The 22,719-nt window shown below is 66.8% G+C and carries 23 protein-coding genes and 1 pseudogene; 16 read left to right on the forward strand and 8 right to left on the reverse strand.

Features of this window, described 5'->3' with window-relative positions; genetic code table 11:
- The first annotated feature begins 7 nt into the window (after window positions 1-7).
- From QUE68_RS10770 to QUE68_RS10780, 3 genes are read left to right on the forward strand one after another with little or no spacing between them, the layout of a single operon-like run.
- Window positions 8-391 carry an ArsR/SmtB family transcription factor gene (locus tag QUE68_RS10770; RefSeq protein ID WP_286275600.1) on the forward strand — a complete coding sequence of 128 codons (384 nt, stop codon included), beginning with the start codon at window positions 8-10 and terminating at the stop codon, window positions 389-391.
- Window positions 384-2,522 carry a heavy metal translocating P-type ATPase gene (locus QUE68_RS10775; RefSeq protein ID WP_286275601.1) on the forward strand — a complete coding sequence of 713 codons (2,139 nt, stop codon included), beginning with the start codon at window positions 384-386 and terminating at the stop codon, window positions 2,520-2,522. The genes QUE68_RS10770 and QUE68_RS10775 overlap by 8 nt, the downstream gene beginning before the upstream one ends.
- Window positions 2,523-2,556: 34 nt before the next feature.
- A complete protein-coding gene (locus QUE68_RS10780; RefSeq protein ID WP_286275602.1) occupies window positions 2,557-2,910 on the forward strand; it encodes a DUF3703 domain-containing protein in 354 nt (117 codons plus the stop codon).
- A 238-nt stretch (window positions 2,911-3,148) separates the two neighbouring features.
- Here the strand turns inward: QUE68_RS10780 and QUE68_RS10785 are convergent, their stop codons facing one another.
- The 3 genes from QUE68_RS10785 to ripA all read right to left on the reverse strand — a co-directional run bounded on the left by QUE68_RS10785 (window position 3,149) and on the right by ripA (window position 6,813).
- Window positions 3,149-3,655 (reverse strand): polysaccharide deacetylase family protein, encoded by a 507-nt coding sequence (locus tag QUE68_RS10785; RefSeq protein WP_455013165.1) that lies wholly within the window; start codon window positions 3,653-3,655, stop codon window positions 3,149-3,151.
- Between the two features lie 115 nt (window positions 3,656-3,770).
- Window positions 3,771-5,282, reverse strand: coding sequence for a multicopper oxidase family protein (locus QUE68_RS10790; protein ID WP_286275603.1), 1,512 nt, complete (start codon window positions 5,280-5,282; stop codon window positions 3,771-3,773).
- A gap of 82 nt (window positions 5,283-5,364) precedes the next feature.
- Window positions 5,365-6,813 carry an NlpC/P60 family peptidoglycan endopeptidase RipA gene (ripA, locus tag QUE68_RS10795; RefSeq protein ID WP_286275604.1) on the reverse strand — a complete coding sequence of 483 codons (1,449 nt, stop codon included), beginning with the start codon at window positions 6,811-6,813 and terminating at the stop codon, window positions 5,365-5,367.
- A 301-nt stretch (window positions 6,814-7,114) separates the two neighbouring features.
- On the opposite strand from ripA, the gene QUE68_RS10800 reads away from it, so the two are divergent.
- On the forward strand, window positions 7,115-7,492 hold the full coding sequence (locus tag QUE68_RS10800; RefSeq protein WP_286275605.1) for a BlaI/MecI/CopY family transcriptional regulator: 378 nt from the start codon (window positions 7,115-7,117) through the stop codon (window positions 7,490-7,492).
- Complete coding sequence (locus QUE68_RS10805; protein WP_286275606.1) at window positions 7,489-8,418, forward strand: M56 family metallopeptidase; 930 nt, start codon at window positions 7,489-7,491, stop codon at window positions 8,416-8,418. Before QUE68_RS10800 ends, QUE68_RS10805 begins: the two co-directional genes overlap by 4 nt.
- A 31-nt stretch (window positions 8,419-8,449) precedes the next feature.
- Here the strand turns inward: QUE68_RS10805 and QUE68_RS10810 are convergent, their stop codons facing one another.
- Window positions 8,450-9,286: a F510_1955 family glycosylhydrolase gene (locus QUE68_RS10810; RefSeq protein WP_286275607.1), complete on the reverse strand. Its 837-nt coding sequence runs from the start codon at window positions 9,284-9,286 to the stop codon at window positions 8,450-8,452.
- 147 nt (window positions 9,287-9,433) lie between these two features.
- Here QUE68_RS10810 and QUE68_RS10815 point away from each other — a divergent pair, with 147 nt between their 5' ends.
- The 9 genes and pseudogenes from QUE68_RS10815 to QUE68_RS29615 all read left to right on the forward strand — a co-directional run.
- A complete protein-coding gene (locus tag QUE68_RS10815) occupies window positions 9,434-9,847 on the forward strand; it encodes a DUF6153 family protein (protein WP_286275799.1) in 414 nt (137 codons plus the stop codon).
- Between the two features lie 96 nt (window positions 9,848-9,943).
- Window positions 9,944-10,621 carry a DUF305 domain-containing protein gene (locus tag QUE68_RS10820; protein ID WP_286275608.1) on the forward strand — a complete coding sequence of 226 codons (678 nt, stop codon included), beginning with the start codon at window positions 9,944-9,946 and terminating at the stop codon, window positions 10,619-10,621.
- A gap of 326 nt (window positions 10,622-10,947) precedes the next feature.
- Window positions 10,948-11,241 (forward strand): metal-sensitive transcriptional regulator, encoded by a 294-nt coding sequence (locus tag QUE68_RS10825; RefSeq protein WP_286275609.1) that lies wholly within the window; start codon window positions 10,948-10,950, stop codon window positions 11,239-11,241.
- Between the two features lie 158 nt (window positions 11,242-11,399).
- Window positions 11,400-11,639 carry a heavy-metal-associated domain-containing protein gene (locus QUE68_RS10830; protein WP_286275610.1) on the forward strand — a complete coding sequence of 80 codons (240 nt, stop codon included), beginning with the start codon at window positions 11,400-11,402 and terminating at the stop codon, window positions 11,637-11,639.
- 48 nt (window positions 11,640-11,687) lie between these two features.
- Window positions 11,688-14,033 carry a heavy metal translocating P-type ATPase gene (locus tag QUE68_RS10835; protein ID WP_286275611.1) on the forward strand — a complete coding sequence of 782 codons (2,346 nt, stop codon included), beginning with the start codon at window positions 11,688-11,690 and terminating at the stop codon, window positions 14,031-14,033.
- 21 nt (window positions 14,034-14,054) lie between these two features.
- A complete protein-coding gene (locus tag QUE68_RS10840; RefSeq protein ID WP_286275612.1) occupies window positions 14,055-14,798 on the forward strand; it encodes a helix-turn-helix transcriptional regulator in 744 nt (247 codons plus the stop codon).
- 47 nt (window positions 14,799-14,845) lie between these two features.
- Window positions 14,846-15,772, forward strand: coding sequence for a sterol desaturase family protein (locus QUE68_RS10845; protein ID WP_286275613.1), 927 nt, complete (start codon window positions 14,846-14,848; stop codon window positions 15,770-15,772).
- A 382-nt stretch (window positions 15,773-16,154) separates the two neighbouring features.
- Window positions 16,155-16,805, forward strand: a complete 651-nt coding sequence (ripB, locus tag QUE68_RS10850; RefSeq protein ID WP_286275614.1) for an NlpC/P60 family peptidoglycan endopeptidase RipB — start codon at window positions 16,155-16,157, stop codon at window positions 16,803-16,805.
- A 235-nt stretch (window positions 16,806-17,040) separates the two neighbouring features.
- A pseudogene (locus tag QUE68_RS29615) lies at window positions 17,041-17,112 on the forward strand (hypothetical protein); the annotation flags it as partial.
- Window positions 17,113-17,409: 297 nt separating this feature from the next.
- On the opposite strand, the gene QUE68_RS10855 reads toward QUE68_RS29615, so the two are convergent.
- Both QUE68_RS10855 and purU read right to left on the reverse strand, forming a co-directional pair.
- Window positions 17,410-17,886 carry a GNAT family N-acetyltransferase gene (locus QUE68_RS10855; RefSeq protein ID WP_286275615.1) on the reverse strand — a complete coding sequence of 159 codons (477 nt, stop codon included), beginning with the start codon at window positions 17,884-17,886 and terminating at the stop codon, window positions 17,410-17,412.
- A 55-nt stretch (window positions 17,887-17,941) separates the two neighbouring features.
- A complete protein-coding gene (gene purU / locus QUE68_RS10860; protein ID WP_284230837.1) occupies window positions 17,942-18,781 on the reverse strand; it encodes a formyltetrahydrofolate deformylase in 840 nt (279 codons plus the stop codon).
- 294 nt (window positions 18,782-19,075) lie between these two features.
- Here purU and QUE68_RS10865 point away from each other — a divergent pair, with 294 nt between their 5' ends.
- The gene (locus QUE68_RS10865; protein WP_286275616.1) at window positions 19,076-19,492 is read left to right on the forward strand and encodes a helix-turn-helix domain-containing protein; all 417 of its coding nucleotides are present in this window, start codon (window positions 19,076-19,078) and stop codon (window positions 19,490-19,492) included.
- A gap of 882 nt (window positions 19,493-20,374) precedes the next feature.
- Here QUE68_RS10865 and QUE68_RS10870 read toward each other — a convergent pair.
- Window positions 20,375-20,746: an ANTAR domain-containing protein gene (locus tag QUE68_RS10870; protein ID WP_454786245.1), complete on the reverse strand. Its 372-nt coding sequence runs from the start codon at window positions 20,744-20,746 to the stop codon at window positions 20,375-20,377.
- A 210-nt stretch (window positions 20,747-20,956) separates the two neighbouring features.
- Here QUE68_RS10870 and QUE68_RS10875 point away from each other — a divergent pair, with 210 nt between their 5' ends.
- Window positions 20,957-21,931, forward strand: coding sequence for a cobalamin biosynthesis protein (locus QUE68_RS10875; protein WP_284225998.1), 975 nt, complete (start codon window positions 20,957-20,959; stop codon window positions 21,929-21,931).
- Here QUE68_RS10875 and QUE68_RS10880 read toward each other — a convergent pair.
- Window positions 21,885-22,709, reverse strand: a complete 825-nt coding sequence (locus QUE68_RS10880) for an SURF1 family cytochrome oxidase biogenesis protein (protein ID WP_284230838.1) — start codon at window positions 22,707-22,709, stop codon at window positions 21,885-21,887. The two genes, QUE68_RS10875 and QUE68_RS10880, sit on opposite strands and share 47 nt — an antisense overlap.
- Between the last annotated feature and the right edge of the window lie 10 nt (window positions 22,710-22,719).

Here is a 22,719-nt window from a genome sequence, read left to right on the forward strand (position 1 = left end):
TATGGATATGACTGAGCCGGTAGATACCTGCGATCTCCTTTGCTTGGACCTGCCCCATGCGGAGTCGATCCGGGCCACGGTGCCCAACAGTGCCACCGTGCAAACGGCCGCCGCGGCGGCACGCGGCTTGGCAGATGCGACCCGGCTGTCCATCGCGGCCGCGTTGGCCGCCGGAGATGAATTGTGCGTCTGCGATATGGCCTGGGTGGTCGGGTCGTCCCAGGGTTTGGTCTCTCATCATCTGCGCCAGCTCAAGAATGCCTCGCTGGTGTCCTCGCGTCGCCAGGGCAAGTTGGTGATGTATCAGCTGACCGAGCGTGGGCGTGAGCTGACCGCCGCGGTCTTGCCGAGCGTGGGCGCAGCGGCCGGGAAGGGGACTGATCGTGTCTGATGCCTGCTGCGGGCCCCAAGACGCCGCCGAACTCGATACGGGTCCGGAAAAGCTCTGGCAGGTCAGGGAATTGCAGCTAGCCGTGCTGGCCGCGGTCTTGCTGGCCGCCGGGTGGGTCCTTCGGAAGTACGGCTATGAGGGTGTCGCGGCAGCGGTGGAGTTGGCTGCCGTCGGTGCTGCGGCGATCACGTTCGTGCCGGATGCGGTGCGCAATCTGCGGCACGGCCGTATCGGTGTGGGCACGTTGATGACGATCGCCGCGATCGGCGCTGTGGCGCTGGGGCAGTTCGCCGAGGCCGCCCTGCTGGGCATCTTGTTCTCGATCGCAGAAGGTCTGGAACACTACGCCGTCAGCCGGACCCGCCGTGGCCTGCGTTCGCTGCTGTCGCTGGTGCCGCCGACGGCCTCGGTGCTGCGCGCCGGCGTTGAAATCAATGTGGCGCCCGATGATCTCGTCATCGGCGACGTCATGGTGCTCCGTCCGGGCGAGCGGGCCGCCACCGATGGCACGATCCTAACCGGTCAGACCAGTCTGGATCTGTCGGCGATCACCGGGGAATCCGTGCCGGTCGAGGCGCGACCGGGTAGCGACGTGTATGCCGGTTCGATCAATGGCGGCGGGGCCATCGAGGTGGAGGTCACTGCCGTCGCTGCGGACAGCTCGCTGGCGCGGATCGTCCATATCGTCGAGGAAGCCCAGGAACGCAAAGGCGCCGGCCAACGACTGGCCGACCGTATCGCCCGCCCACTAGTGCCAGCGATCATGGTTTTGGCCGCGCTCATCGCAGGGGTGGGCGCGGCAGTCGCTGATCCGATGCTGTGGCTGGAGCGCGCCCTGGTGGTGCTCGTAGCTGCCTCGCCATGTGCGCTGGCGATCGCCGTTCCGCTGACGGTGGTCGCGGCCATCGGCGCCGCTAGCCGCCAGGGCGCCCTCGTCAAGGGTGGCGCCGCAGTCGAAGAACTGGGCCGCATCAAAGTCGTCGCCCTGGATAAGACCGGCACCCTCACCCGCAATCAGCCGCAGGTCGTCGAGGTCATCACCGTCGCCGGTGTGAGCGAGGCTGACGCGTTGAGGCTTGCTGCGGCGCTGGAGGCGCGCAGCGAACATCCACTCGCGCAAGCAATTCTGGCTGCCGCCGGTCACGCAGCAGCTGGCAACGACGTGACCGCGGTGCCCGGTCACGGCCTGCACGGCCAACTCGATGGCCGACGGCTGCGCCTGGGTAAACCATCTTGGGTGTCGCCCGGAATCCTCGCCGCTGACGTCGAGCGGTTGCAGGCGGCGGGCGCCACTGTGGTCGTGCTGGCCCGCGATGAGGCCCCGGTGGGCGCGATCGCGGTCCGCGATGAACTTCGGCCCGAGGCCGCTGAGGCGGTCGGACTGTTGCAGCGTCTGGGCATCACGGTGGCGATGCTCACCGGCGATAACGCCCGCACTGCTGAGGCGGTAGCCGCCGAAGCCGGCATCACCATAGTGCATTCAGAATTGCTGCCCGAGGACAAGGCCGCGTTGTTGCCATCCCTGGCGAAGGGCCGGCCTATCGCCATGGTCGGCGACGGGGTCAACGACGCCCCCGCATTGGCGACCGCTGACATCGGAATTGCCATGGGCGCCATGGGTACTGACATCGCCATCGAAACCGCTGACGTCGCCCTCATGGGAGAAGACCTGCGGCACCTGCCCCAAGTGCTGGCGCATGCGCGGCGTGCCCGGCGGATCATGGTGCAGAACATCGCGTTCTCGCTGGCGATCATCGCTGTCTTGATTCCGCTGGCCGCGTTCGGTGTGCTCGGCCTGGCCACGGTGGTCTTCATTCACGAATCCGCCGAAGTACTGGTCATCCTCAACGCCATCCGCGCCGCCCGCATCAGCACCTTGCCCGGCGTGGCGGCGACGTCACTGCGCTTCACCGGTCACGCCATCAACGTCGGCCCCGCACCGGCACTCTCAGACCCGTGTTGCGGGCCCACCCCGTCCGCAACCAAGCCAGCGACCAGGATCGACCTCCCTGTAGCCGCATCCATGACGTCCCAAGCCGAGCGCGGGTGCGACTGCTGCACCCCCGCCGAGTCAACCCCGGAGTTCAGCGACTCGGCGGCACCGACGAGGCCCCGGACTAACCTTCTCTGACCAGGCGCGTGACCGCCAGACAGGAGCTAAGTCGATGTCAGCACTCAGTGCGCAGGCTCACCGGGTGTACCGCCGCGAGATGGCGGCCGCCAACGCCGCCGGCGACCCGCTGACGCGGTGGCAGCATCTGGAGCGGGCTCACATTGTGTCGCAACCGGATCCGTGGCTGCATACCTGCAATCACGCCGCAATGCTAGTGCTGGCTTTACGCCAGCACGACCGCCGCGAAGCACTCGGCCAAATGCTGCGCCTGATCGTCGCCGCCCCCGGATCGATGACCGGTCGGTATCCCGTCGGCAACACCGGGCGCGTCGCCGCAGGGCTGATGACACCAATGCGCATCCCCGATGACCTCGCCGCGGCCCTCGCCCGCCGAGGTCGGACCTAACGAGTTGATCGGGTCGGCCGCGACCCTTGACAAGTCCAGTGAATCCCGGTGCATGGAGTAAGCGAGGCTTCCCACCACGGGCCGGCGGTCGTCGACGACCAACGGCCGAAGACGACCCGATCCCGGGATCGGCTCCGCCGAAGGACACTGCGCCTCCTGAGTCACACCGTCTGCCATTCCTTGGCCGCCCCACCACGTTCGGGCAGCCACCGCGACGATGACGGCGCAGCGGTCAGGCTCACTGGGGACCGCCCGGGTTCTGGTTCGGAATGTCGGTGATCGGCAGGTTGCGCGCAGGCGCCGGTGACGGCGTTGGCGGAAGGGCGGGGATCTGGTCGGCAGGGATGTCGGCGAGGTAGTGGGCCGGCGGGCCGTTGACCCGGCTGCCGTAGCTGCCCCCGGGCTCACGGGGGCCGAGCAGATGGCCGACGGTGACCAGGTGATAGCCGTTGCTCGCCGGATCGGCGGCGACCTTGTTGCCGACGAGGAAGAACGCGGCCTTCGCGTCGTCGGCTGTCAGGACCCGAAGGAGCCGGTCGGTGAGCGGGGTCGGTCCGTCGTCGAAGGTCAACGCCACGCACTTGGCGCGGGTGCAGTCCACCGTGTCCGGATCTACGGATCGGTTCTGGAAGGCCACGACCATCACCGCCCCGGTCAGCGCGACGACCGCGACCAACGCGGCCAACGGAAGCCACCGGATCCGATGCGACCCGATGTACCAGAGCCCGTCGTCACGCCGTTTCATCGGATTCCTTCCTGTCCGTGGATCGCCGCGAGGCATTCGAATGTGTTGGCGTTGGGGTTGACACCCGAGGTGGGTCTGCTCACATCGTCATGATTCAGACTCACTGGCGCCGGGGTCACGTCGTGTAGTCGACACTGGTCATCATGCCGGCTTCTTGGTGATAGGTGTTGTGGCAGTGCATCATCCACACGCCAGGGTTGTCCGCGATGAACGTCGTACTCACCGTTTGCTTCGGTAGCACGAGCGCGGTGTCCTTGCGGGCACCCAGGCTGCCGTCGGGTCGAACGATCTGGAACGTGTGTCCGTGCAGGTGCATCGGATGCCACATCGTCGTGGAATTGCGGAAGGTCAGGCTGACTCGTTGACCCTGCTGAACCGTCATGGGTCGGGCGTCGGGGAACGTGACCCCGTTGATCGACCAGTCGTAGGTCATCATGGACCCGGTCAGTTCCGCGGTCAGGGAAGTGTCGGCCGCACCGGCGGGAAACGATGCGGCTTCCGTGGCGACGAACATCGCCGCTGTGCCGACGCGGCCCGCCATCTCCGGTGGCTGAAATCCGGCGTCGGGTCCAGTGCCCGCACCGGTGGACAGTAGAGCCCGCGCCAGGCCGTTCTTCCCCTCGGGCATGGCCACGAGCGCGAAGACGCCGTCGCCGGCGGTGAGGATCGCGTCGTAGCGCTCACCCATCCCCAGCAGCAACGCGTCGACCTCGGCAGGGACGACCGGGTATCTGTCGGTGTGCGTGACCGTCATGGAGTGATCGGTCAGCGCGACGCGAAACGCCGTGTCCGACCCGGCGTTGATGATCCGGAGCCGGATTCGCTGGCCAGGTTTAGCAGTGAAAATAGTTGGTGCAGCGGGGATTCGGCCGTTGACCAAGTAGTACGGATAGCTCACGTCCCCGGCGTCCCCGCCGAGCAACGTGCTGGTGCCCACGCCCTCCATCGTCGGCATGGCACCCATGCCCGGCATGTCGTCGTGCGCACCAGATCCGCTGCCGGACAGATCACGCCAAATCTGCTCGGGTGTCTTGCCGATTCCGTCGGTCCAGTCGTCGAGGACGACGATCCACTCGACGTCGTAGTCACCCGGCTCGGCGGGGTCGTCGACGATGAGCGGTAGGTAGAGGCCGGTGTCGGCGTCGAGGCCGGTGTGGGGGTGCGCCCAGTACGTTCCGGGATGGGGCACCGAGAATCGGTAGGTGAAGTTACCTCCGGGCTCGACGTTGGGGGTGACTGGGGTGGCGCCATCCATGTCGTTGCGCAGAGCGATGCCGTGACAGTGCAGTGACGTCGGATGGGTGAGCCGGTTGGCGAGGGTGATGGCCAGTTCGTCACCGACGTCGGCGCGGATGAGTGGGCCGGGAACATCGGTGCCATAGGCCAGCGTGCTGGCACGGGTGCCGCCCAGGTCGAGAATCGCCGGTTCGGCGGTGAGTGTCGTCGTGACCGTGCGTCCGGTGTGCGGCCGTGCGGCCTCGACGGTGTCGATGTCGGTCTGCCCGGTGGCTGAGGAATCAGGCGTCCTGGCGCAGCCGGAGAGGACGATGCCGCCGGCGATGGTGGCGCCGGCGGCCAGGAGTTCCCGTCGGTTCAGCCGGAGCCGATTCGGCGTGCGTTGGGTCATGGCTGTTGCCGTTTCAGGGGTGTGCTGGCCACGTGTCGGCCGCGGGGCATCCGGCCATTGTGCGTCGTGTTCCTGTGTGCCATCAGTATTCGATGAGCCTGGTGACATACGGGGTCATTCCGCTGGTCCGCACGGGGGAGATCTTGACCGTGGACCCGGTGTAGGGCGCCTCCAGCATCTGGCCGTCGCCCAGGTACATGGCTTCGTGCTGGCTGGCGTTGGGCCCGTAGAAGATGAGGTCACCGCGCCGCATCTGCGAGGACGGGATCTTGCGGCCGGCGTCGTACTGCGATCCCGAGTAGTGGTCGAGCTTGATGCCGACCCCTGCGAAGGCATACAGGTAGAGCCCCGAGCAGTCGAAGCCCACCGTTCCCGCGCCCTGGTCGATGCCGCGGGACGGCCCGTTGGCGTTCCCGCCGCCCCACGAGTAGGGCACGCCCAGCTGAGACATCGCACGACGGATGACGTACTCGGAGGCTTGGCGTCCGTACACCCGCGGAATGCGCCCGTTGGTGATCCCAGGATCGACGGCCGCGCTGGCCTCAGGCAGGATCCCGATCGTGGTCAAGAACTTGCGGCCCAGGTCGGCGGTGAGTTGCGCTGACGTGGAGGAGATCTGAAGCACCATGTTGATGATGGCGACGGGATCACCGGCGACGTTCGCGCTGGGCACCATGGGCAGCGTGGTGTCCCACTGGCCGGCGCCGGAGGGCGTCGCAGCCGCGGGATCGTGCGGGGCCGCCCGGTCTGAGTCGGCGGCGGCCGTGGGCACGGTGGGCGCCCCAATTGACGTCGCAGTGCCGCTCGGCATCACAGTCCCGCTCGACGTCGACCGCGTGCGGGCGGCATCCAGCCGGGCCTGCGCCGCTCGACGCTGCTCGGCGACCCGATCCACCTCGGCCTGCTGGTCACCGAACTGCCGCTGCGTCTGGGACAACGTCGTGACCGCGGCGTCCATGCTGGTTCGGGCCTGCGCCGCAGCCTCGTCAGCTCGCTCTCGAGCCGCCCGCGCCGAGGACTCCTCGTTCACCGCCGCGGTGCGCGCCCGCGCAAGGTCTGCCCTGGTCTTCTCGAAGCTGATCTGCAGCGTCTGGCCCGTCCCGGCAGCACCGATGACGTCCTCGGGACTGGCCGCCGTCAGGTAGGACTCGGAAGGGCCGTTGACGTAGGCCGCGACGGCGTAGGTGTCGAACCGCTGCTGCGCCGCGGCGATGGCAGTGTTGGCCTCGCGCACGGCCAGCTGGCTGGTCTCCACGTCGCGGCGGGCCGTCTCGGCCGCGTAGCGGGCGGTCTGGACTTCAGCGATCGCCCTGTTCACGCCCTCCTGGCGATCCTGGATTTGGGCACCGAGTTGCTGCAACCGTTGATCCGCCTCGGCTACCCGGACGATCAGCGCGGTCACAGTGTCCGCACCCCCGGCGACGGGTCCAGGTTCCCCGCGCGCAGGGGCGGGGGCGCTCATCGAGGTCACCACGAGCGCGGCGGCAGCGACCACCGACACGGTGCGGGCCAAATGCCGACTGATTGCCATTCGCCTGTGGTCTCCCTACGACTCGGACCGCGCCCACGTCCTGCGCGATGTGCCCGTTTGCTTCGTACGGCCGCCGTACTACGCATGTTCGTAGTACGTACTAGGGCCGTACGTTGCTGGACCGTATATCACAATGGCCGCGGCAGTAACTCTCGTCACAGGCGATGTGCAGAGCTGCAACGGTTTCGAGACATTGGCGCGCCGCGAATTGGCGCGACGCCGTTGGCGGCCTAAGTTGAGCTGCATCTGTCCGACCTCGCAGCCGGTGCGAGACGTCGCAGTCAAACCGCAGGAGCGTGCCGTGCGAGTTCGGGGTTTCGGAGAACTCGAGGCCGTGGTGATGGACCGAGTGTGGGACCACGACGACGTGTGCACAGTCCGCGACATCTTCGACGAACTCGCCGCAGACCGGGTGATCGCCTACACCACCGTGCTCTCGACGATGGACAATCTTCACCGCAAGGGCTGGCTGGAACGCGAACGGGTCGGCAAGGCGTACCACTACCGGCCGGCGATGACCCGGGAAGAGCATTCTGCCAAGTTGATGCGGAATGCCTTCGAATCCGGCGGGGACACCAACCTGGTGCTGTCGCACTTCCTCGATCAGATGAATGACGCCGAATCGGCGCAGGTGAAGTCGACGCTGCGCCGCTTCATCAACCGCCGGGCAGGCTCATGAGCGTCGCGGCGGGCCTCCTGCTGTACGCGGCGGTGATGAGTTGGTGGGGGCCACTCGCATTGGCCAAGATCACCACCCGCGGAATCAACCCGCTCCTCGGCGTGACCGCCTGGCTGACCGCGATCATCGGCGTCCTTGGCGCCTGGGCGGCAGCGATGATCGTGTTGGCGCTCGACGCCGTGGACACCTTCTCCAACAGTGTCGTCGGGACGATGTGCCTGGAGATCCTCGGCCACCTTGGCCAGATCGACATGGCTCGCCCCGTCGCGGCGACCATCGCCGTCACAATCATCGCGACGTCCCTGGCGTTGTCGCTCGTCTTCGGTCTACGAACCGTCGGGACGCTGCGCACGCTCCGAACGACCAGCCACGAGCACGCGATGGCAGCCCGCGTCGTCGGGCGACCCACCCCATGGCCCGACGTGTTCGTCGTGAACGCCGACCAGGCCGCGGCCTATTGCGTATCCGGGCGTCCGCGCGCCATCGTCGTCACCAGCGCGGCGCTGGCAAGCCTCGAAGACGACCAACTGGCCGCAGTACTGGCCCACGAATACGCGCACCTGACCGGTCGCCACCACCAACTGTTGATGGTGTTGCGTGCCGCCGCCGCCGGACTGCCCTCGCTGCCGCTCCTGGCCGCCGGGCCCGACGCGGTCTCACGGCTACTGGAGATGAACGCCGACGACAGCGCGGCTCGCCGCCACGGCCGACACCCCCTGCTGTGCGGCATGGCAGCGCTCGTCGGCCGGCCCACGGTTCCGGCGGCGGCCCTCGGCGCAGCCCACACCGCCGTGCTCGACCGCGCAGCCCGCCTGGCGACGCCCGCGCCTCCCGGTGTGCGGTGGCGCGATCGGGTCACGCTGTGGACGGCGATCAGCGTGACCATCGCGGTCCCGGTGTTCACCGGCGCGCTCTGCCATCACTGACCGAAGCTACCGCTCAGTGAGGGTGTAACACTCATCCGAGTGCGGAGTCGGAGCGTTTCAGTACGTACACCGCGTCGCTCGACGCGGCGTAGCCGGTGCCGTCCGGCCCCGAGGTCAATGCCTCCACCGCGCCGACACGTTCACCCTTGTCCCACTCGGCGCCGTCCGCGCTTGACCAGGCGTACCCGGCGGCATCGACGCCCCACAGTCCACGACCGTTGCCGCTGATCAGAGCCAGCGGCGGCGCGGCGGGCATCGCGGTGAACGACCCGCCGCCATCGGTGCTCCGTGCCACACCATCGGCGGTTATCGCCCACACCGCTGACGGGGTAATGGCCAGCGCCGCCACCGCGACATCGGCGCCCGCGGCCCAGGTGGCCCCACCGTCGTTAGAGGTCTGCAGCCCTCGACCGTCGGAACCCAGCAGAGTTTTGCCGTCGGTGGCCAGGACGTGGAAGTCGGTCGTCCCGGACCGAGATCGGGTCGTCCACGTCTGGCCGCCATCCATACTGCCTCGCAGCCCCAACGGGTTCGGCGCATCACTGGACGGACCGGGGTGCCCGGACGACACCAGGTCGTCAGTGCCAGAGACGCCGGATAGCCCCATGAAGTCGTCGTCGGAGTCACCGACCCGCACGGTCGCGCCAGTAGCGAGATCGATCGAGAACAGTCCACTATGCGTTCCGGCCAGCAACGTCCCCGCGTTCGCCACGTGCACGCCGTGCAAATGGCTGAGCGGCGCGTCGAGGGACACCGACACCGGCGTGGTGAATTCCGTTTCGGCAGAGGGGGATTGCGGATTCGAGCAGGCCGCGACGACCGCACTCAGTGCGCACACGGCGAACGACACGGCGACCCGGGCAGTCACCGTCGATTCCACTCCTCGTCCATCGCGGGCTGCCCGTGGCGTCGACGAGTTCATCACGATTGAGCGTCCTGCATTCGGTGATTCACAACCACGACTCTATACCCCTGTGGGGTATCAATAACGCTGCCGACTATGCTGTCGAGAGTGATGACCGGGCGTGGTGTGGCACCGTTGCCCTCCGTCGCGCGACTCCTCCTCTTGGTAGCCCTACTGGGTGGAATCATCACCATGCACGCCGTCACCTTCACACTCGGTCACGACCACGGCGCGCAACCCTCGATGGCAACGACAAGCCAGCACCACACCACCGGTGCGCTTGCCGCCCCGGCTTCCGCGCCCTGCGATGGCGACGACTGCGGCCACCAGCACACCGGGCTGCATGGCTGCGTCTTCATCATGACCGCCATCGCGATCATCGCCGGCCTGGCGACGCTGTGCTGGATCGGAACCCGCAACGCGGTGCTCGTCGCGCCCAATGCCCGGCGCAGCTTCCGGCGCCGTCAGCGTGCACCACCCTGGACCGTGCTCACCCTTCACCAACTGTCGATTCTGCGGGTCTGACAGGTAGTCGCGTGCGGCCGCTCAACTCGAGCAGGTCGCCCATTGACACCTGTCCTCATTCACCCCAGATCGACACAACGTAGAAGGAAACCAGTCATGTTCAGTTGCACCACCGCCGTCAAGTCCACCGTCCTTGCCGCCGCCGTGGCGGCAGCCCTGGCCGTTGCCGGCTGTACCGACACCACGTCCGACACCTCGACATCCGCGACCGTCTCGAGTTCCACCGGGATGAGCGGATCGATGCCCGGTATGGATCATGGCGGCTCGTCGGCGTCGGCAGCGCCGAGTGCTACCCGCACCGACTTCAACGACGCCGACGTGATGTTCCTGGAGATGATGTACCCCCATCACGCGCAGGCCGTCGACATGGCCAAGCTCGTGCCGAGCCGATCCCAGAATCAGCAGGTCATCACGCTGGCTCAGAACATCGAGAAGGCGCAAGGGCCTGAGATGACGCAGATGACCGGCCTGCTCACCAGTTTCGGCAAGCCCGCGCCGGCAGCAGAAATGTCCGGCCATGACATGCCCGGGATGGGAGGCATGCCGGGGATGATGTCCGCCGAGCAGATGACCAACCTCACCGGGTTGTCGGGCAAGGCGTTCGACCAGGTGTGGCTGCAGATGATGATCGACCATCACAGCGGCGCCATCGACATGTCCAACACCGAGCTGCGCGACGGCACCAACCCGGATGCTAAGAAGCTGGCCCAGGCCATCATCGCCAATCAGCAGGCGGAGATCACCAAGATGCGGGGCATGCTCGGCCAGAGCTAACCCTCGGCCGACGACGCGGGTGCTCGGCGGGCGACCGTCCGTCGAGCACCCTTCGGCCCGTATTCTCGCCGCCTCTCGAAAGCGCTCATGGGCGCAGGTGACATGTGATCGATCGGCCACCCCGCATCCGTCGACTCCGCGAATCTCGACCTACCGGTTCAGCGCACCGGAGACCGACCAGCGTTCGTGAGATGTCCCGGCGCGTTCGCGGGCACCGACCGCCGCCCGTAGCGCCCGGATGACCGACGTACTTGACTTCTCTATACCCCTCGGGGGTATAGTAGGCGTCATACCCCCTGGGGGTACACGACGAGAACGGATCACCCATGGAACACACCGCACCCGGTTATCTCCAGTCCAAGGATGCCCACCTCAAACGCCTCAGCCGCATCGAGGGGCAGGTGCGCGGTGTGGCGCGGATGGTGGAGAACGACAGCTACTGCATCGACGTCCTCACCCAGATCTCTGCCGCCACCAAGGCCTTGGAGTCCGTCGCACTCGCGCTGCTCGACGAGCACCTCACCCACTGCGTCAGCGCCGCCGTCCAGCAAGGCGGGGACATCGCCGACCAAAAGATCAGCGAAGCATCAGCGGCCATCGCCCGCCTCGTCCGCTCCTGATCGAACCCATTCTCCCGCAACCGCTCTCACCCACGGAAGGACATCACATGAACACCCTCGACCTACGCACGTCGCTGCCGTTGCTACAAACCCCCGACAGCGGTTGCGCATGCTGTGCGCCCCGCGCCGCGTCCGGACCGACCACAAGGATCCACGACATGGAGACGAATGACATCGGCACCGTGACTGCGTTCGCCGTCACCGGGATGACCTGCGGCCACTGCGTGGCCGCCGTCACCGAAGAAATCTCCGCAGTCCCCGGCGTCACCGACGTGACCGTCGACCTCAAACCGGGCGCCACGTCGACGCTGCGCGTCACCAGCGAGCATGGCGTCACCCGCGATCAGATCGCCGCCGCCCTCGACGAAGCCGGCGACTACCACCTCGCCACTGATTGACCCATTCAGCGACCGCACCCGCGTTCGCACCCACGAAAGGGACAGGACATGAGCACCACCGATCACATCGCCGACCTCGCGCTGCCGCGCAGTATCGAACTGTCGATCGGCGGTATGACCTGCGCGTCGTGCGCGGCCCGGATCGAGAAGAAACTCAACAAACTCGACGGCGTCAGCGCCACCGTGAACTACGCCACCGAGAAGGCGAAGATCAGCTACCCGGACTCCGTGGAGCCCGCCGATCTGATCGCCACCGTCGCGGCCACCGGCTACACGGCAACGGCACCCACCACGCCATCCCGCGAACCCGGTGCCGACGCCGTGCAGACTGCACCCGACGAGACCGCCGCGTTGCGAACCCGCCTGCTGGTCTCACTCGTGCTGACCGTTCCGGTCATCACGTTGTCGATGATCCCGATCCTGCAGTTCACCAACTGGCAGTGGCTTGCCCTAACGCTCGCCTCGCCCGTCGTGGTGTGGGGCGCGCTGCCGTTCCACCGCGCCGCCTGGGCCAACGCCCGCCACGGCGCCGCCACCATGGACACCCTGATATCCCTGGGCGTCGGCGCCGCCTACCTGTGGTCACTGTGGGCACTGTTCTTCGGTCACGCCGGTATGCCCGGCATGCGCATGTCGTTCAGCCTGCTGCCCGACGCGACGTCCGGTGTCGAGCACATCTACCTCGAAGTCGCCGCCGCCGTCACCGTCTTCATCCTGGCGGGCCGCTACTTCGAAGCGCGCGCCAAGTCCCAGTCCGGCGCCGCACTGAAAGCGCTGCTGGATATGGGAGCCAAGGACGTCGCCGTGATGCGCGACGGCAGCGAAACCCGCATCCCCACAGCACAACTCGCGGTCGGTGACATGTTCATCGTCCGACCCGGCGAGAAGATCGCCACCGACGGGGTCATCACCGAGGGCGCCTCAGCGGTCGACGCCTCGATGCTCACCGGCGAGCCGGTGCCCGTCGAAGTCCGCCCCGGCGACCACGTCACCGGAGCCACCGTCAACGCCGGCGGTCGACTCGTCGTACAAGCCACCCGCATCGGCGCCGACACCCAACTCGCCCAAATGGCGCGCCTCGTCGAGGACGCCCAGAACGGGAAGGCCTCCGTCCAACGCCTCGCCGACCGGGTCTCGGCCGTCTTCGTCCCCATCGTCATCGCCCTGTCTGCGGTAACGCTGGCCGCGTGGCTGTTGACGGGTCACCCAGCCACCGCGGCATTCACCGCCGCCGTCGCGGTCCTGATTATCGCCTGCCCTTGCGCCCTGGGCCTGGCCACACCGACCGCCCTGCTCGTCGGCACGGGCCGCGGCGCCCAACTCGGCATTCTGATCAAGGGACCGCAGATCCTGGAGTCCACCCGCCGCGTCGACACCGTCGTGCTCGACAAGACCGGCACCGTCACCACCGGGCAGATGAGCCTGATCGGCGTGCACCCCGCCGACGGAGAAACCGCCGCCCAGACCCTCGCCCTCGCCGGCGCACTCGAAGACGCCTCCCAGCACCCCATCGGCCACGCCATCGCAGCAGCCGCCGCACCCACCGACGGCACGACCCTGCCCCCGGTCGAGAGCTTTGCCGCTCGCGACGGCTACGGCGTCAGCGGCGTCGTCGACGGGCACGCCGTGCTCGTTGGACGGCGCAGCTGGCTCACCGACGACTGGTCGCTGGCCACCCCCGACGCCCTGCTCGACTCCGCCGAGACCGCCGAGGCGCTGGGACACACCCCAGTGTGGGTGGCCTGGGACGGAGCGATGCGCGCGGTGATCGTCGTCGCGGACACGGTGAAAGACACCTCCGCCGAGGCGATCTCACAGTTCCGCCAGCTAGGTCTGCGACCCGTCCTGTTGACCGGAGACAACCGACGCGCCGCACAAGCGGTCGCCGCGCAGGTCGGCATCGACCCCGACGACGTCATCGCCGAAGTCCTGCCGGCCGACAAGGTCAACGCCGTCAAGGACCTACAGGCCCGAGGACGCGTGGTCGCCATGGTCGGCGACGGCGTCAACGACGCAGCCGCACTCGTGCAGGCCGATCTGGGTCTGGCCATGGGAACCGGCACCGACGTCGCCATCGAGGCGTCGGACCTGACGTTGGTGCGCGGCGATCTACGCGCAGTGGCTGATGCGATCCGCTTGTCCCGGGCCACGTTGAAGACCATCAAGGGCAACCTCTTCTGGGCGTTCGCCTACAACGTCGCCGCCCTACCGCTGGCAGCCTTCGGACTGCTCAACCCACTGATCGCCGGCGCCGCCATGGCGTTCAGCTCGGTCTTCGTGGTCAGCAACAGCCTGCGACTGCGCCGCTTCGCCACCACCGCGGAAAACCAGACAGGGGCAGCTGCCACGGGCACCACGCCCGCGCGTACACCAGCCACAACCACCACCCGGTAGGCGCTCGCCGTTGACGCTTTCATGACCGAGCAGCCCTGGCAGGGATCGGCGCTCCTGCGTCCCGGCGTGTTGGCGTTCACTGGAACCATCGGCGTCACCGACCCCCACGCCCACCACGCCGTCCAGATCATGACCGCACCCACCGCGATGACCATCGTGGACGGCAACGGCGCCCGCCACCGCGGCACCACGGTCATCGTGCCCGCCGATGCGACGCATCGAATCGACAGCGGTGCGGCAGGGGGCGCCCTGGTGTTCCTGGATCCCGAGTCCACCGCCGGCCGCGCAGCCCACCACCGCAGCATCCACCACGGATGGACCAGCGGGCCCGTCCTGAGCCACGCCCGTGAGCGCACTCTGGGCGCGGTGGTGACCGACCTGATCAGCCAACTGACACCCGTTCCCGCCGGGCCGGTCCCGCAACGACACCCCGCCGTCCTCGCCGCGCTGGACCTGCTGGCGAATCTCACCGGCCCGGGCGCGGTGCGGGGCACCGAGGTGGCCGCTCAGGTCGGCATCTCGGCCAGCCGGTTGACGCACCTGTTCACCGAACAGGTCGGAATCCCGTTGCGCCGCTACGTGTTGTGGCGGCGATTGCACATCGCGATCACCCGGGTTCAGGCAGGCGATGACCTGACCGGCGCCGCTCACGCCGCGGGCTTCGCCGACAGCGCCCATCTCAGTCGAACGTGTCGCGACGCCTTCGGATTGCCGCCCTCGCTGCTGAGCAGGCACATACGTTGGGACATCGACACCAGGGTCTAGCCGAAACGTTCAAGCCCGAACACCCCGGTGGCGCCGACCATTCAGGGATGCACCACCTCACCGGCACCGCCATCCGCGCGATCACGCGCTACGCGTACGTCCCATTCATGCTGCTCGGCCTCAACGGAGCCGCGATAGCCCTCACTGTTGCAGGCACGGCGAAGTATTGGCTCCTAGTCCTTCTTGCCGTCGCGATCGGGATGTCATTCCTGGTGGAACGGATCATCCCCTACGACAGCGGCTGGAACCACGACCGCGCCGACAGTGCCCGCGACCGCGTCCACGCCGCAGTCAACGAGGCACTCATCCTGGCCAGCGTCACCGCCATCCCGCTGCTGGCCAATGTCATTCCGGTCCCCGAGATCTGGCCCCGCAGTTGGTTATTCATTGCTCAGGTATTGGCCGCCATCCTCCTCGCCGACCTCGGCATCACGCTGGTCCACCGGGTCAGCCACCACGTCGGGATGCTGTGGCGCTTGCACGCCGTGCACCACAGCACCACCCGCATGTACGGCCTCAATGGCCTCATGAAGCACCCGCTGCACCAGACCGTCGAGATGACTGCGGGCGTGGCCCCGCTGATCCTGATCGGCCTTCCCGTCGACGTCGCTTCGGTGCTCGCCCTCGCCGTCGCAATCCAGCTGCTCCTGCAGCACTCCAACGCCGACTACCGCATTGGCCCCGCCAAGCACCTGCTCGCCCTCAACGAAGGCCACCGCTTCCACCACCTCAAATGGGCCGGCGTCGGCGACGTCAACTTCGGACTATTCACCCTGATCTGGGACCACCTGATGTACACCTATTGCTACGACCCCACCCGCCGCTTCGACTCCACCCAACTGGGGATCGCCGTCAAACCCGACTACCCCTCCGGCTACCTGAAGCAGATGACGTACCCGTTGACGACCGCCGGCGGGTGCGCATCCACATCGCAAGCCTCGACATCCACCGCAGCGGTCATTGCGACTCGATGATGCAGGCCTTCAGATTCCCGATGTCCGTGGCGCTCGACTAGTCAAGGGTAGGAAGAGTCGACGCCGCACATGCCAACGCGCCCAACAAATTACATATGTGTTGTTCTGTTACTGGTGTTAACAAAGGGGCTGATGTGATGTACGTTCGGTCTATATCCGTTGCTGCTACGTACTGAGATGGCCCGTAGAACGGCGACCGGCGCACGAGTCGACGGCACTTCTGGCCCGACGGGCTATGGCCGCCTCAGAAGGAGAACTGACCTCGATGCCCTCCGTATTTCGGCTTAGCAAACATGGTCGACCTCTCAGCGCGTCGCCGAAGGCGGAAAGCGCAGGGCCACGTCGCTATGGCTTCACGCGTCTCCTCCTCGTCGGATGCGCCGTGACGGCGATCGTTCTGGCCACACCCGCTCACGCTGAACCCGTCAGCCCATGGGATCCGTTGCTGCCGAGCGTTCTTAGCGCGGGGGCCCCAGGTGATCCGGTGGCGATCGCGAACGCCTCCCTACAGGCCAGCGCCAACGCGGCAAAGACCACCATGGACATGGGACGCAAATTCCTGAGCAGCCTGGGCTTGACGAGCCCGGCGAGCGATCCGGGCTTCAGCCTGAGCGGCAACCGGGTCTACGGCGCGCAAGCCATCGAATACGTGATTCGCCGAGCCGGATCCCAGCGTGGTGTGCCCTACTCATGGGGCGGCGGTAGCCTGAACGGACCGAGTCGCGGAATCGATTCTGGCGCAGGCACTGTCGGATTCGACTGCTCGGGTTTGACTCGCTATGCGTTCGCCGGCGTCGGCATTCTGCTTCCTCGCTACTCCGGCGCTCAGTACGACGCCGGCCGAAAAGTCCCCCCGTCGCAGGCCAAGCGCGGCGACCTCCTGTTCTGGGGTCCCTCCGGGGGCCAGCACGAAGCCCTTTACTTGGGCAACGGCCAGATGCTCGAAGCGCAACAAACCGGGGTGCCCGTGAAGGTCTCACCCGTGCGCACCGGCGGAATGACACCGTACGTAACCCGTATCATCGAGAGCTAGCGCTCGGCTCAAATTCGTGGGCAATACATTTTGCACCGGGGAGTGCGGGACCGGCGCGCTCAAACAGGGGGCTATCGTTCGCGGCTGATTGTTGTATGGGCTTTAGTTGGAGCTCACGCCGGTTGCGTAGTTCGAGGGCAAGGCTAGCCACGCCCGGGTGCACGAGGACATTTGCAATCCGGCCTAGGCTAGGGCGTAACGCGGGTTCGATGCGGACTTTAGTCTGCAGGTTGAGACCAACTTCGGCGGCGGCAATCCGCACTTCGAGATCCCTCAGCTGCTGTCCATGCACAAGGCGGGCAAGCTGCCCGAGGCCTTCCAGGATTTGGTAGAGACGAAGTGGTTCTAGCCTGCGACGCCTTCGCGGCCGGTCCCGAGGTCTATCGCCACGGTCACCGGGTGTCGTTCTCAAACCCCCGCTGTGCCAAGAGTGTGCCACGACGCGCAGAAACGGCCGAGAAGCACCAGACGCTGCGTAACGCTTGCAACGCTCTGAGCTGGGCATATCCTTACCAAGAGGAACGCAGCGTTACAGCTGAAACGACACGTGGCGGCATTTACACACCAGCGGTCGTGGGTTCGATCCCCTCCGCGCCCACCGAAGTCATTGCAGGTCAGTCGGTGTGCCGCCCGAAAGGTCGGCTGGGCGCACGAGGATCCGGTAGGACACGGGGCGTCCGCCCTGACCCGCCGTCAGCACGCCCTCGTCCGCGAATCCCAACCGCTGCGTCAAACGCAGGCTGCGCTGATTCCAGCTCTGGACCGCGGCCCGCATCGACCGGCCGGGGTGGCGGAGAGCGAGATGGCGCACGACGGCCCAGCCGAACGCGGTGCCCTGCCCGCGGCCGACCAGGCTGGGGTCCATGCCCAGCCCAACGTCGAGCATGTGTGGTTCGACGGCGAGACCCGGAACGCGGGCCGCGTCGCCAGTGCAGCAGAAGCCGATCAACGTGTCAGCGGCAACCACCGCGTGATGATCGGTCAGGGCGTCGAGGATCGGTTCAGCCGACGGCAGATCGTAGACCGACCACGCGCCGCGGTAGCGCCATCGGGCGACTCGCTCGGCGTCCTCACGTGTCATCGGCCGCACCAACACATCTGACCGCAACCCACGCATGGTGGAACGGTAACCGCCGTCAGAAGACCACCGTGTGATTGCCGTCCCGGATGACGCGATCCTCGCAGTGCCACAGAACGGCCCGGGAGAGCACGGCACGTTCGACGTCGGCCCCGAGCCGGATGAGGTCTTCAACCCCGTGTCGGTGGTTCACGCGCACCACGTCCTGCTCGATGATGGGGCCAGCGTCGAGGTCTTCGGTGACGTAATGAGCAGTCGCACCAACGAGTTTGACGCCACGTTCACTCGCCCGCCGGTACGGGGCGGCGCCGGTGAACGAGGGCAGGAACGAATGATGGATGTTGATCAGTGGGCACCCGACTGCGGCGAGGAAGTGGGGCGTCAGGATCTGCATGTACCGGGCCAGCACGATGAGGTCGACGTTGCCGGTCAACACGTCGAGTTGGCGTCGTTCGGCATCTGCCCGGATCTCTTCGGGGACGTGAACGAAGGGCACGCCGAAGAGGCTTGCCCGGTCGGCCAGGTCGGGGTGGTTGGAGATCACCGCAACCACGGACATGTCGAGCTCGCCCCGGCGGTTCCGCCACAGAAGGTCGAGCAGGCAGCGGTCATCCTTGGAGACCATGATCGCCACTCGCTTGGGCGTGGATGCCTCGGTGAGGCTGAAGTCCATGTGGAATCGGGTCGCTATCCGCGCGACGAAGTCGCGTTCGAGCGCGTCGCGCGCACCCGACAGCCCCGGTAGATGAAAGACGGTGCGCTGCATGAACGTTCCACCCGTCGGCTGCGTCGAGTGTTGGTCGAGTGACACGATGTTCGCGCCAGCCTCGGCGAGGAATGCGCTGACGGCGGCCACCAGACCGGGGCGATCGCTGCAGCGCAACGACAACCGACCCATGTCGTCATTGACCGGTGACGCCCGCTCAGCGGGTTGGGGGCCGCCAGCGGCGGTGTCCGTACTCGCGGTCATGACGCATCCCTTCTCGATCGCTCGTCGAGGCCGCCTCCGAGAAGAAATGGATCCGAGAAGTGATGCATAACAGCATAGAGCTATGCATAGACGCATGCAATCGGCTAGTCTAAGGGGCGGCTAACACCCTAGATCACCGTCTTGGTGCTGACCTGGTTCGTTGAACGGCGGCGAAAGGCGACATTGATGGTGGAATCACACACGGATGCTTACCCTGACCGGATGGCCGACGGGACGTGGTGGCGATACGTGGCAACGGTGACTGGTAATTCCACGCAGAAGGACATCGCCGCTGCGACCGGAATCGACCAGTCCAGCATCTCCCGCTGGCAGCGTGGCAGCAATACTCCGCGCGCGGAAGCGGTGGTCACGCTTGCGCGGGTCTACGGTCACTCTCCGGTCGAGGCCCTGGTGGCCGCGGGGTATTTGACCAGTGACGAACTCGGGGTGGTGGAGCTGACGACTCTCACCGGTGATCTGACGGGGGCGTCGATCGACTCGCTGCTAAGCGAGCTGCGGCGTCGCCTGGTCGCTGCAGCTGGCAGCAAGGTGCAGTCCTGGCCGCCCGGTTGGTCCGCCGATGACCCGGGAGTGGGCGGGCCGCAGAATACCGAGGAGGCCAGCGATCTCATCAGCTGACAGATCATTCGGTTTCACCCGCGTCATCACCTGTTCCAATTCCCACCGCAGGTGGGGGAGTCCGCCGCCGCGGGCAGGTACCCCCTCCTCGGCGCGGGAGGCGGCCAAGCGCCCACCATTCTCTGAGATCTCCATATACTGAACCCCCTTCTCGAAGGGCCGCTGGCCGGAGTTCTCCTGCCTAGCAACCGCTCGATTTCCTGCGTACCCGTAAATAATCCCACCCCGCCGCTGGCTCTGTGCCCGCTTTAGCAAAAGCAATCCGCCCGGTCCGCCGTTTACGTAGATGAGCGACGTCACAGGGGCGCCAGTGTGAAAGCCTCCCGGGGACGGGATTGCCAGTTCACGTGTATTGCTGCGGAATCTTTACTTTGGCACGGGAAACACATCGCCAAATGGGCGTGTCACAAGGCCTTCCGGCTGGTTGCGCGGACTCGTGGGACCACGCCCGTTCGAGTCCGGTTGTGTTGCGCGGCAGCACAGCAAACACATAGTCACGTCAGCTCGAATCCCCTCGGCCAACGATCTACCTCTGCCTCGACCGATGAGCAGCAAACATTTTGTGTCGATTCGGTGGCGTCGTCGCCGCTGCCCTCGATGAGCCTCGGTACGGCTCTCGCAACGGTTTCGCAGCCGCGATGTCGATGGCAGCGGGTCATCATTGGGCTGACGCCCTCGATTCGGACGGCACTCGCCAAATAAATTGCTGGCAAAGGGAATCCGATGCGCACGATCGCCCTGGCCCGGCGGCAGAAACCCGCTGACTCGACGTCGCGGAAGCCCTGGTTGATGCCGACGACGCCGGGTCCCGGAGGCGGCGCACCCTCTCTCGGCAATGGCGTAGTCGACGTCATCGGCGAGGGATGGCGAAGACGCCGGGCGTTACGTGCCCGTCTTAGATTGGCCGTCACGCTGCCTGTCGGCCACCGCGGTAATCCGCTGGTGCGCGGTGAGCAGAAGCCGGTCATTGGTGATCCGGCTCTTGAGTGGTGTCGTTCTGGCGAGCTCGGCCATGTCCTTGGTGATTTGTTCGGCGATGAGTCGGAGCTTTACGTTGTGCTGCTGGGACTGCCAGCGCAAGAGGTCGAAGGCCGCGTCAGCGTCGATGCCGTAGATGAACATCAGCATGCCCTTGGCCTGCTCGATGACGGCCCGTTGTTCGGCGATCTCGCGCACGGCCTCGGTTACCGCGAGCCGATATGCTGACGACATCGACTCTTCGATCAAATTCTTCTCACCGGCTTCGATGCTCATCTCTGCTCCCTCGAGAACAACTATCTGTGTTGTCCTGGGTCGGCAGATGCACGACAAGCCGTCGCCAGGGTCCTGGGGCAACCGATCACACTCATGACGCGAGATATCTCACACCGGTCCGTGGGTACCCGCCAACTCCGTCGATTACACACGTCGTTCTCGGCCCCTGGTTCGCGCGACCCTTGCGAGTGCTCGTGAGACGCTGCGGGAGTGTGTGTGTCCCGCAGTCGCGGCCGAGCGGTCGGCTTGGCGGCGGGTTGGCTGGCCGACCTGCTGCTGGCCGACCCGCGGCGCGGGCACCCGGTGGCGTTGTTCGGCACCGTCGCATCGTCGTGGGAACGACTCAGCTACTCGGACGGTCGCGCTGCCGGGACCGCCCACACGGCGGTGCTCCTCGGTGGGCTCGCCGCGCTCGGGCTGGCGGTCGACCGCGCGGCCGCCCGGCGGGGTCCGCGGTGGACCGCGACGGTGACCGCCGTCGTCACCTTCTTCGTGCTGGGCGGGACGTCGTTGTCGCGGACCGGCAGCGAAATGGCCTCCCGACTGGAGCGAGGCAACCTCGAGCGCGCCCGCGCCTTGGTGCCGTCGCTCTGTGGTCGCGATCCTGCGTCACTCGACGAGGCGGGCATCGCGCGGGCCACCGTGGAATCGGTCGCCGAGAATACCTGCGACGCGCAGGTCGCGCCGCTGTGGTGGGGCGCGCTCGGCGGGGTGACCGGGTTGCTGGTCTACCGGGGCGCCAACACCCTGGACGCGATGATCGGGCACCGATCGCCCCGTTACGAGCGCTTTGGTTGGGCGGCAGCACGTTTCGACGACGTCCTGAACTACCTGCCGGCGCGGGCAACGGGACTTCTGGTCGCGGCGTGCGCTCCCGCGGTCGGGGGCACCCCTGGCGGGGCCGCGGCCGCCTGGCGCCGGGACGCGGCCCGACATCCAAGCCCCAACGCCGGCGTGGTGGAGGCGGCGTTCGCCGGGGCTCTCGGTATCCGGCTCGGCGGCCCGACGCAGTACGCCCACCGGCTCGAGATCCGGCCGACCCTGGGGGCGGGGCGGGTTCCGACCAGCGCCGACATCAACCGGTCCGTCCGGCTCTCACGCGCCGTTCAGGCGGGGGCAGCCGTCGCCGCCGTGCTCGTCACGACCGCCTGCCGTAGCGGTCGGCGAGCTTCTGCTCCGCGCTGAGCGGTGCGGTCGACGCCGCCCGCGAGTCGGTCTGAAGCTTCTCCCTACGGCGTTGCTTGACCTCGGCGATGACGAAGTACCCCACGCCGATCGGCGCGATGATCCCGAACGCAATCCACTGGATGCCGTAGGACAGGAACGGTCCCGCGTCGAGGTGCGGCAGGCTGATCACCCCGAGACCACCGGGCTGATCGTCGACGAGCTGTAGATAGGACCCCGCCAACGGCACACCCGTCACCTGCGCGATCTGCCCGGTGCTGATGGAGTACACCTGCCGAACTCCGGCCTCCGTGAACGGATCCTTGCCCACGGCAACGGCTTCCGAGTCACGCAGCCGGGCGGTGATGGTGACCGTTTCCGTCGGCGGAGGCGCGAAGTCAGGTACCGCAGTGCCCTTGTCTGGTTTGACGAAGCCACGGTTCACCAACACGGTGGGGCCGCCGTCGACGTGGAACGGCACCAGCACCTCATAGGCCGGGTTGCCGTCGATGACCCGCAGCCGGGCGAGCACCTGTGCGTCCGCCTGGTATCTGCCGGTCGCGGTGACCTGACGCCACTGCGCCCCGGGCGCCGTCGAATCTTGTTGCGGCAGAAAAGTGGTCACCGTTACCGGCGCCTGGGACAGCGAATCGGAGATCTGCGTGTTCTCGCGTGACGTCGTGGTGTTCTTACCGAGCTGCCACGGCGCCAGCACGGTGAAGCAGAGGTAGGCGAACGCGATCACCACCACGTAGAGCGCCAGCCACTGCGGCTTGAACAAGAACGCGAATCGGCGCAGGGCGGGAGCG

Origin of the sequence: Mycolicibacterium sp. TUM20985, assembly GCF_030295745.1 — a bacterium.
Lineage (GTDB): Bacteria > Actinomycetota > Actinomycetes > Mycobacteriales > Mycobacteriaceae > Mycobacterium.

What these genes read in the sequence shown, in the direction of transcription:
- QUE68_RS10820 (WP_286275608.1), top strand. Translation starts at nt 9,944, where the DNA reads ATGTTCAGTTGCACCACCGCCGTCAAGTCCACCGTCCTTGCCGCCGCC.
- purU (WP_284230837.1), bottom strand. Translation starts at nt 18,781, where the DNA reads ATGGGTCGGTTGTCGTTGCGCTGCAGCGATCGCCCCGGTCTGGTGGCC.
- QUE68_RS10830 (WP_286275610.1), top strand. Translation starts at nt 11,400, where the DNA reads ATGGAGACGAATGACATCGGCACCGTGACTGCGTTCGCCGTCACCGGG.
- QUE68_RS10770 (WP_286275600.1), top strand. Translation starts at nt 8, where the DNA reads ATGACTGAGCCGGTAGATACCTGCGATCTCCTTTGCTTGGACCTGCCC.
- QUE68_RS10790 (WP_286275603.1), bottom strand. Translation starts at nt 5,282, where the DNA reads ATGACCCAACGCACGCCGAATCGGCTCCGGCTGAACCGACGGGAACTC.
- QUE68_RS10805 (WP_286275606.1), top strand. Translation starts at nt 7,489, where the DNA reads ATGAGCGTCGCGGCGGGCCTCCTGCTGTACGCGGCGGTGATGAGTTGG.
- QUE68_RS10870 (WP_454786245.1), bottom strand. Translation starts at nt 20,746, where the DNA reads ATGAGCATCGAAGCCGGTGAGAAGAATTTGATCGAAGAGTCGATGTCG.
- QUE68_RS10865 (WP_286275616.1), top strand. Translation starts at nt 19,076, where the DNA reads ATGGCCGACGGGACGTGGTGGCGATACGTGGCAACGGTGACTGGTAAT.
- QUE68_RS10825 (WP_286275609.1), top strand. Translation starts at nt 10,948, where the DNA reads ATGGAACACACCGCACCCGGTTATCTCCAGTCCAAGGATGCCCACCTC.
- QUE68_RS10840 (WP_286275612.1), top strand. Translation starts at nt 14,055, where the DNA reads ATGACCGAGCAGCCCTGGCAGGGATCGGCGCTCCTGCGTCCCGGCGTG.
- QUE68_RS10835 (WP_286275611.1), top strand. Translation starts at nt 11,688, where the DNA reads ATGAGCACCACCGATCACATCGCCGACCTCGCGCTGCCGCGCAGTATC.
- QUE68_RS10855 (WP_286275615.1), bottom strand. Translation starts at nt 17,886, where the DNA reads ATGACACGTGAGGACGCCGAGCGAGTCGCCCGATGGCGCTACCGCGGC.
- QUE68_RS10780 (WP_286275602.1), top strand. Translation starts at nt 2,557, where the DNA reads ATGTCAGCACTCAGTGCGCAGGCTCACCGGGTGTACCGCCGCGAGATG.
- ripA (WP_286275604.1), bottom strand. Translation starts at nt 6,813, where the DNA reads ATGGCAATCAGTCGGCATTTGGCCCGCACCGTGTCGGTGGTCGCTGCC.
- QUE68_RS10815 (WP_286275799.1), top strand. Translation starts at nt 9,434, where the DNA reads ATGACCGGGCGTGGTGTGGCACCGTTGCCCTCCGTCGCGCGACTCCTC.
- QUE68_RS10845 (WP_286275613.1), top strand. Translation starts at nt 14,846, where the DNA reads ATGCACCACCTCACCGGCACCGCCATCCGCGCGATCACGCGCTACGCG.
- QUE68_RS10785 (WP_455013165.1), bottom strand. Translation starts at nt 3,655, where the DNA reads ATGAAACGGCGTGACGACGGGCTCTGGTACATCGGGTCGCATCGGATC.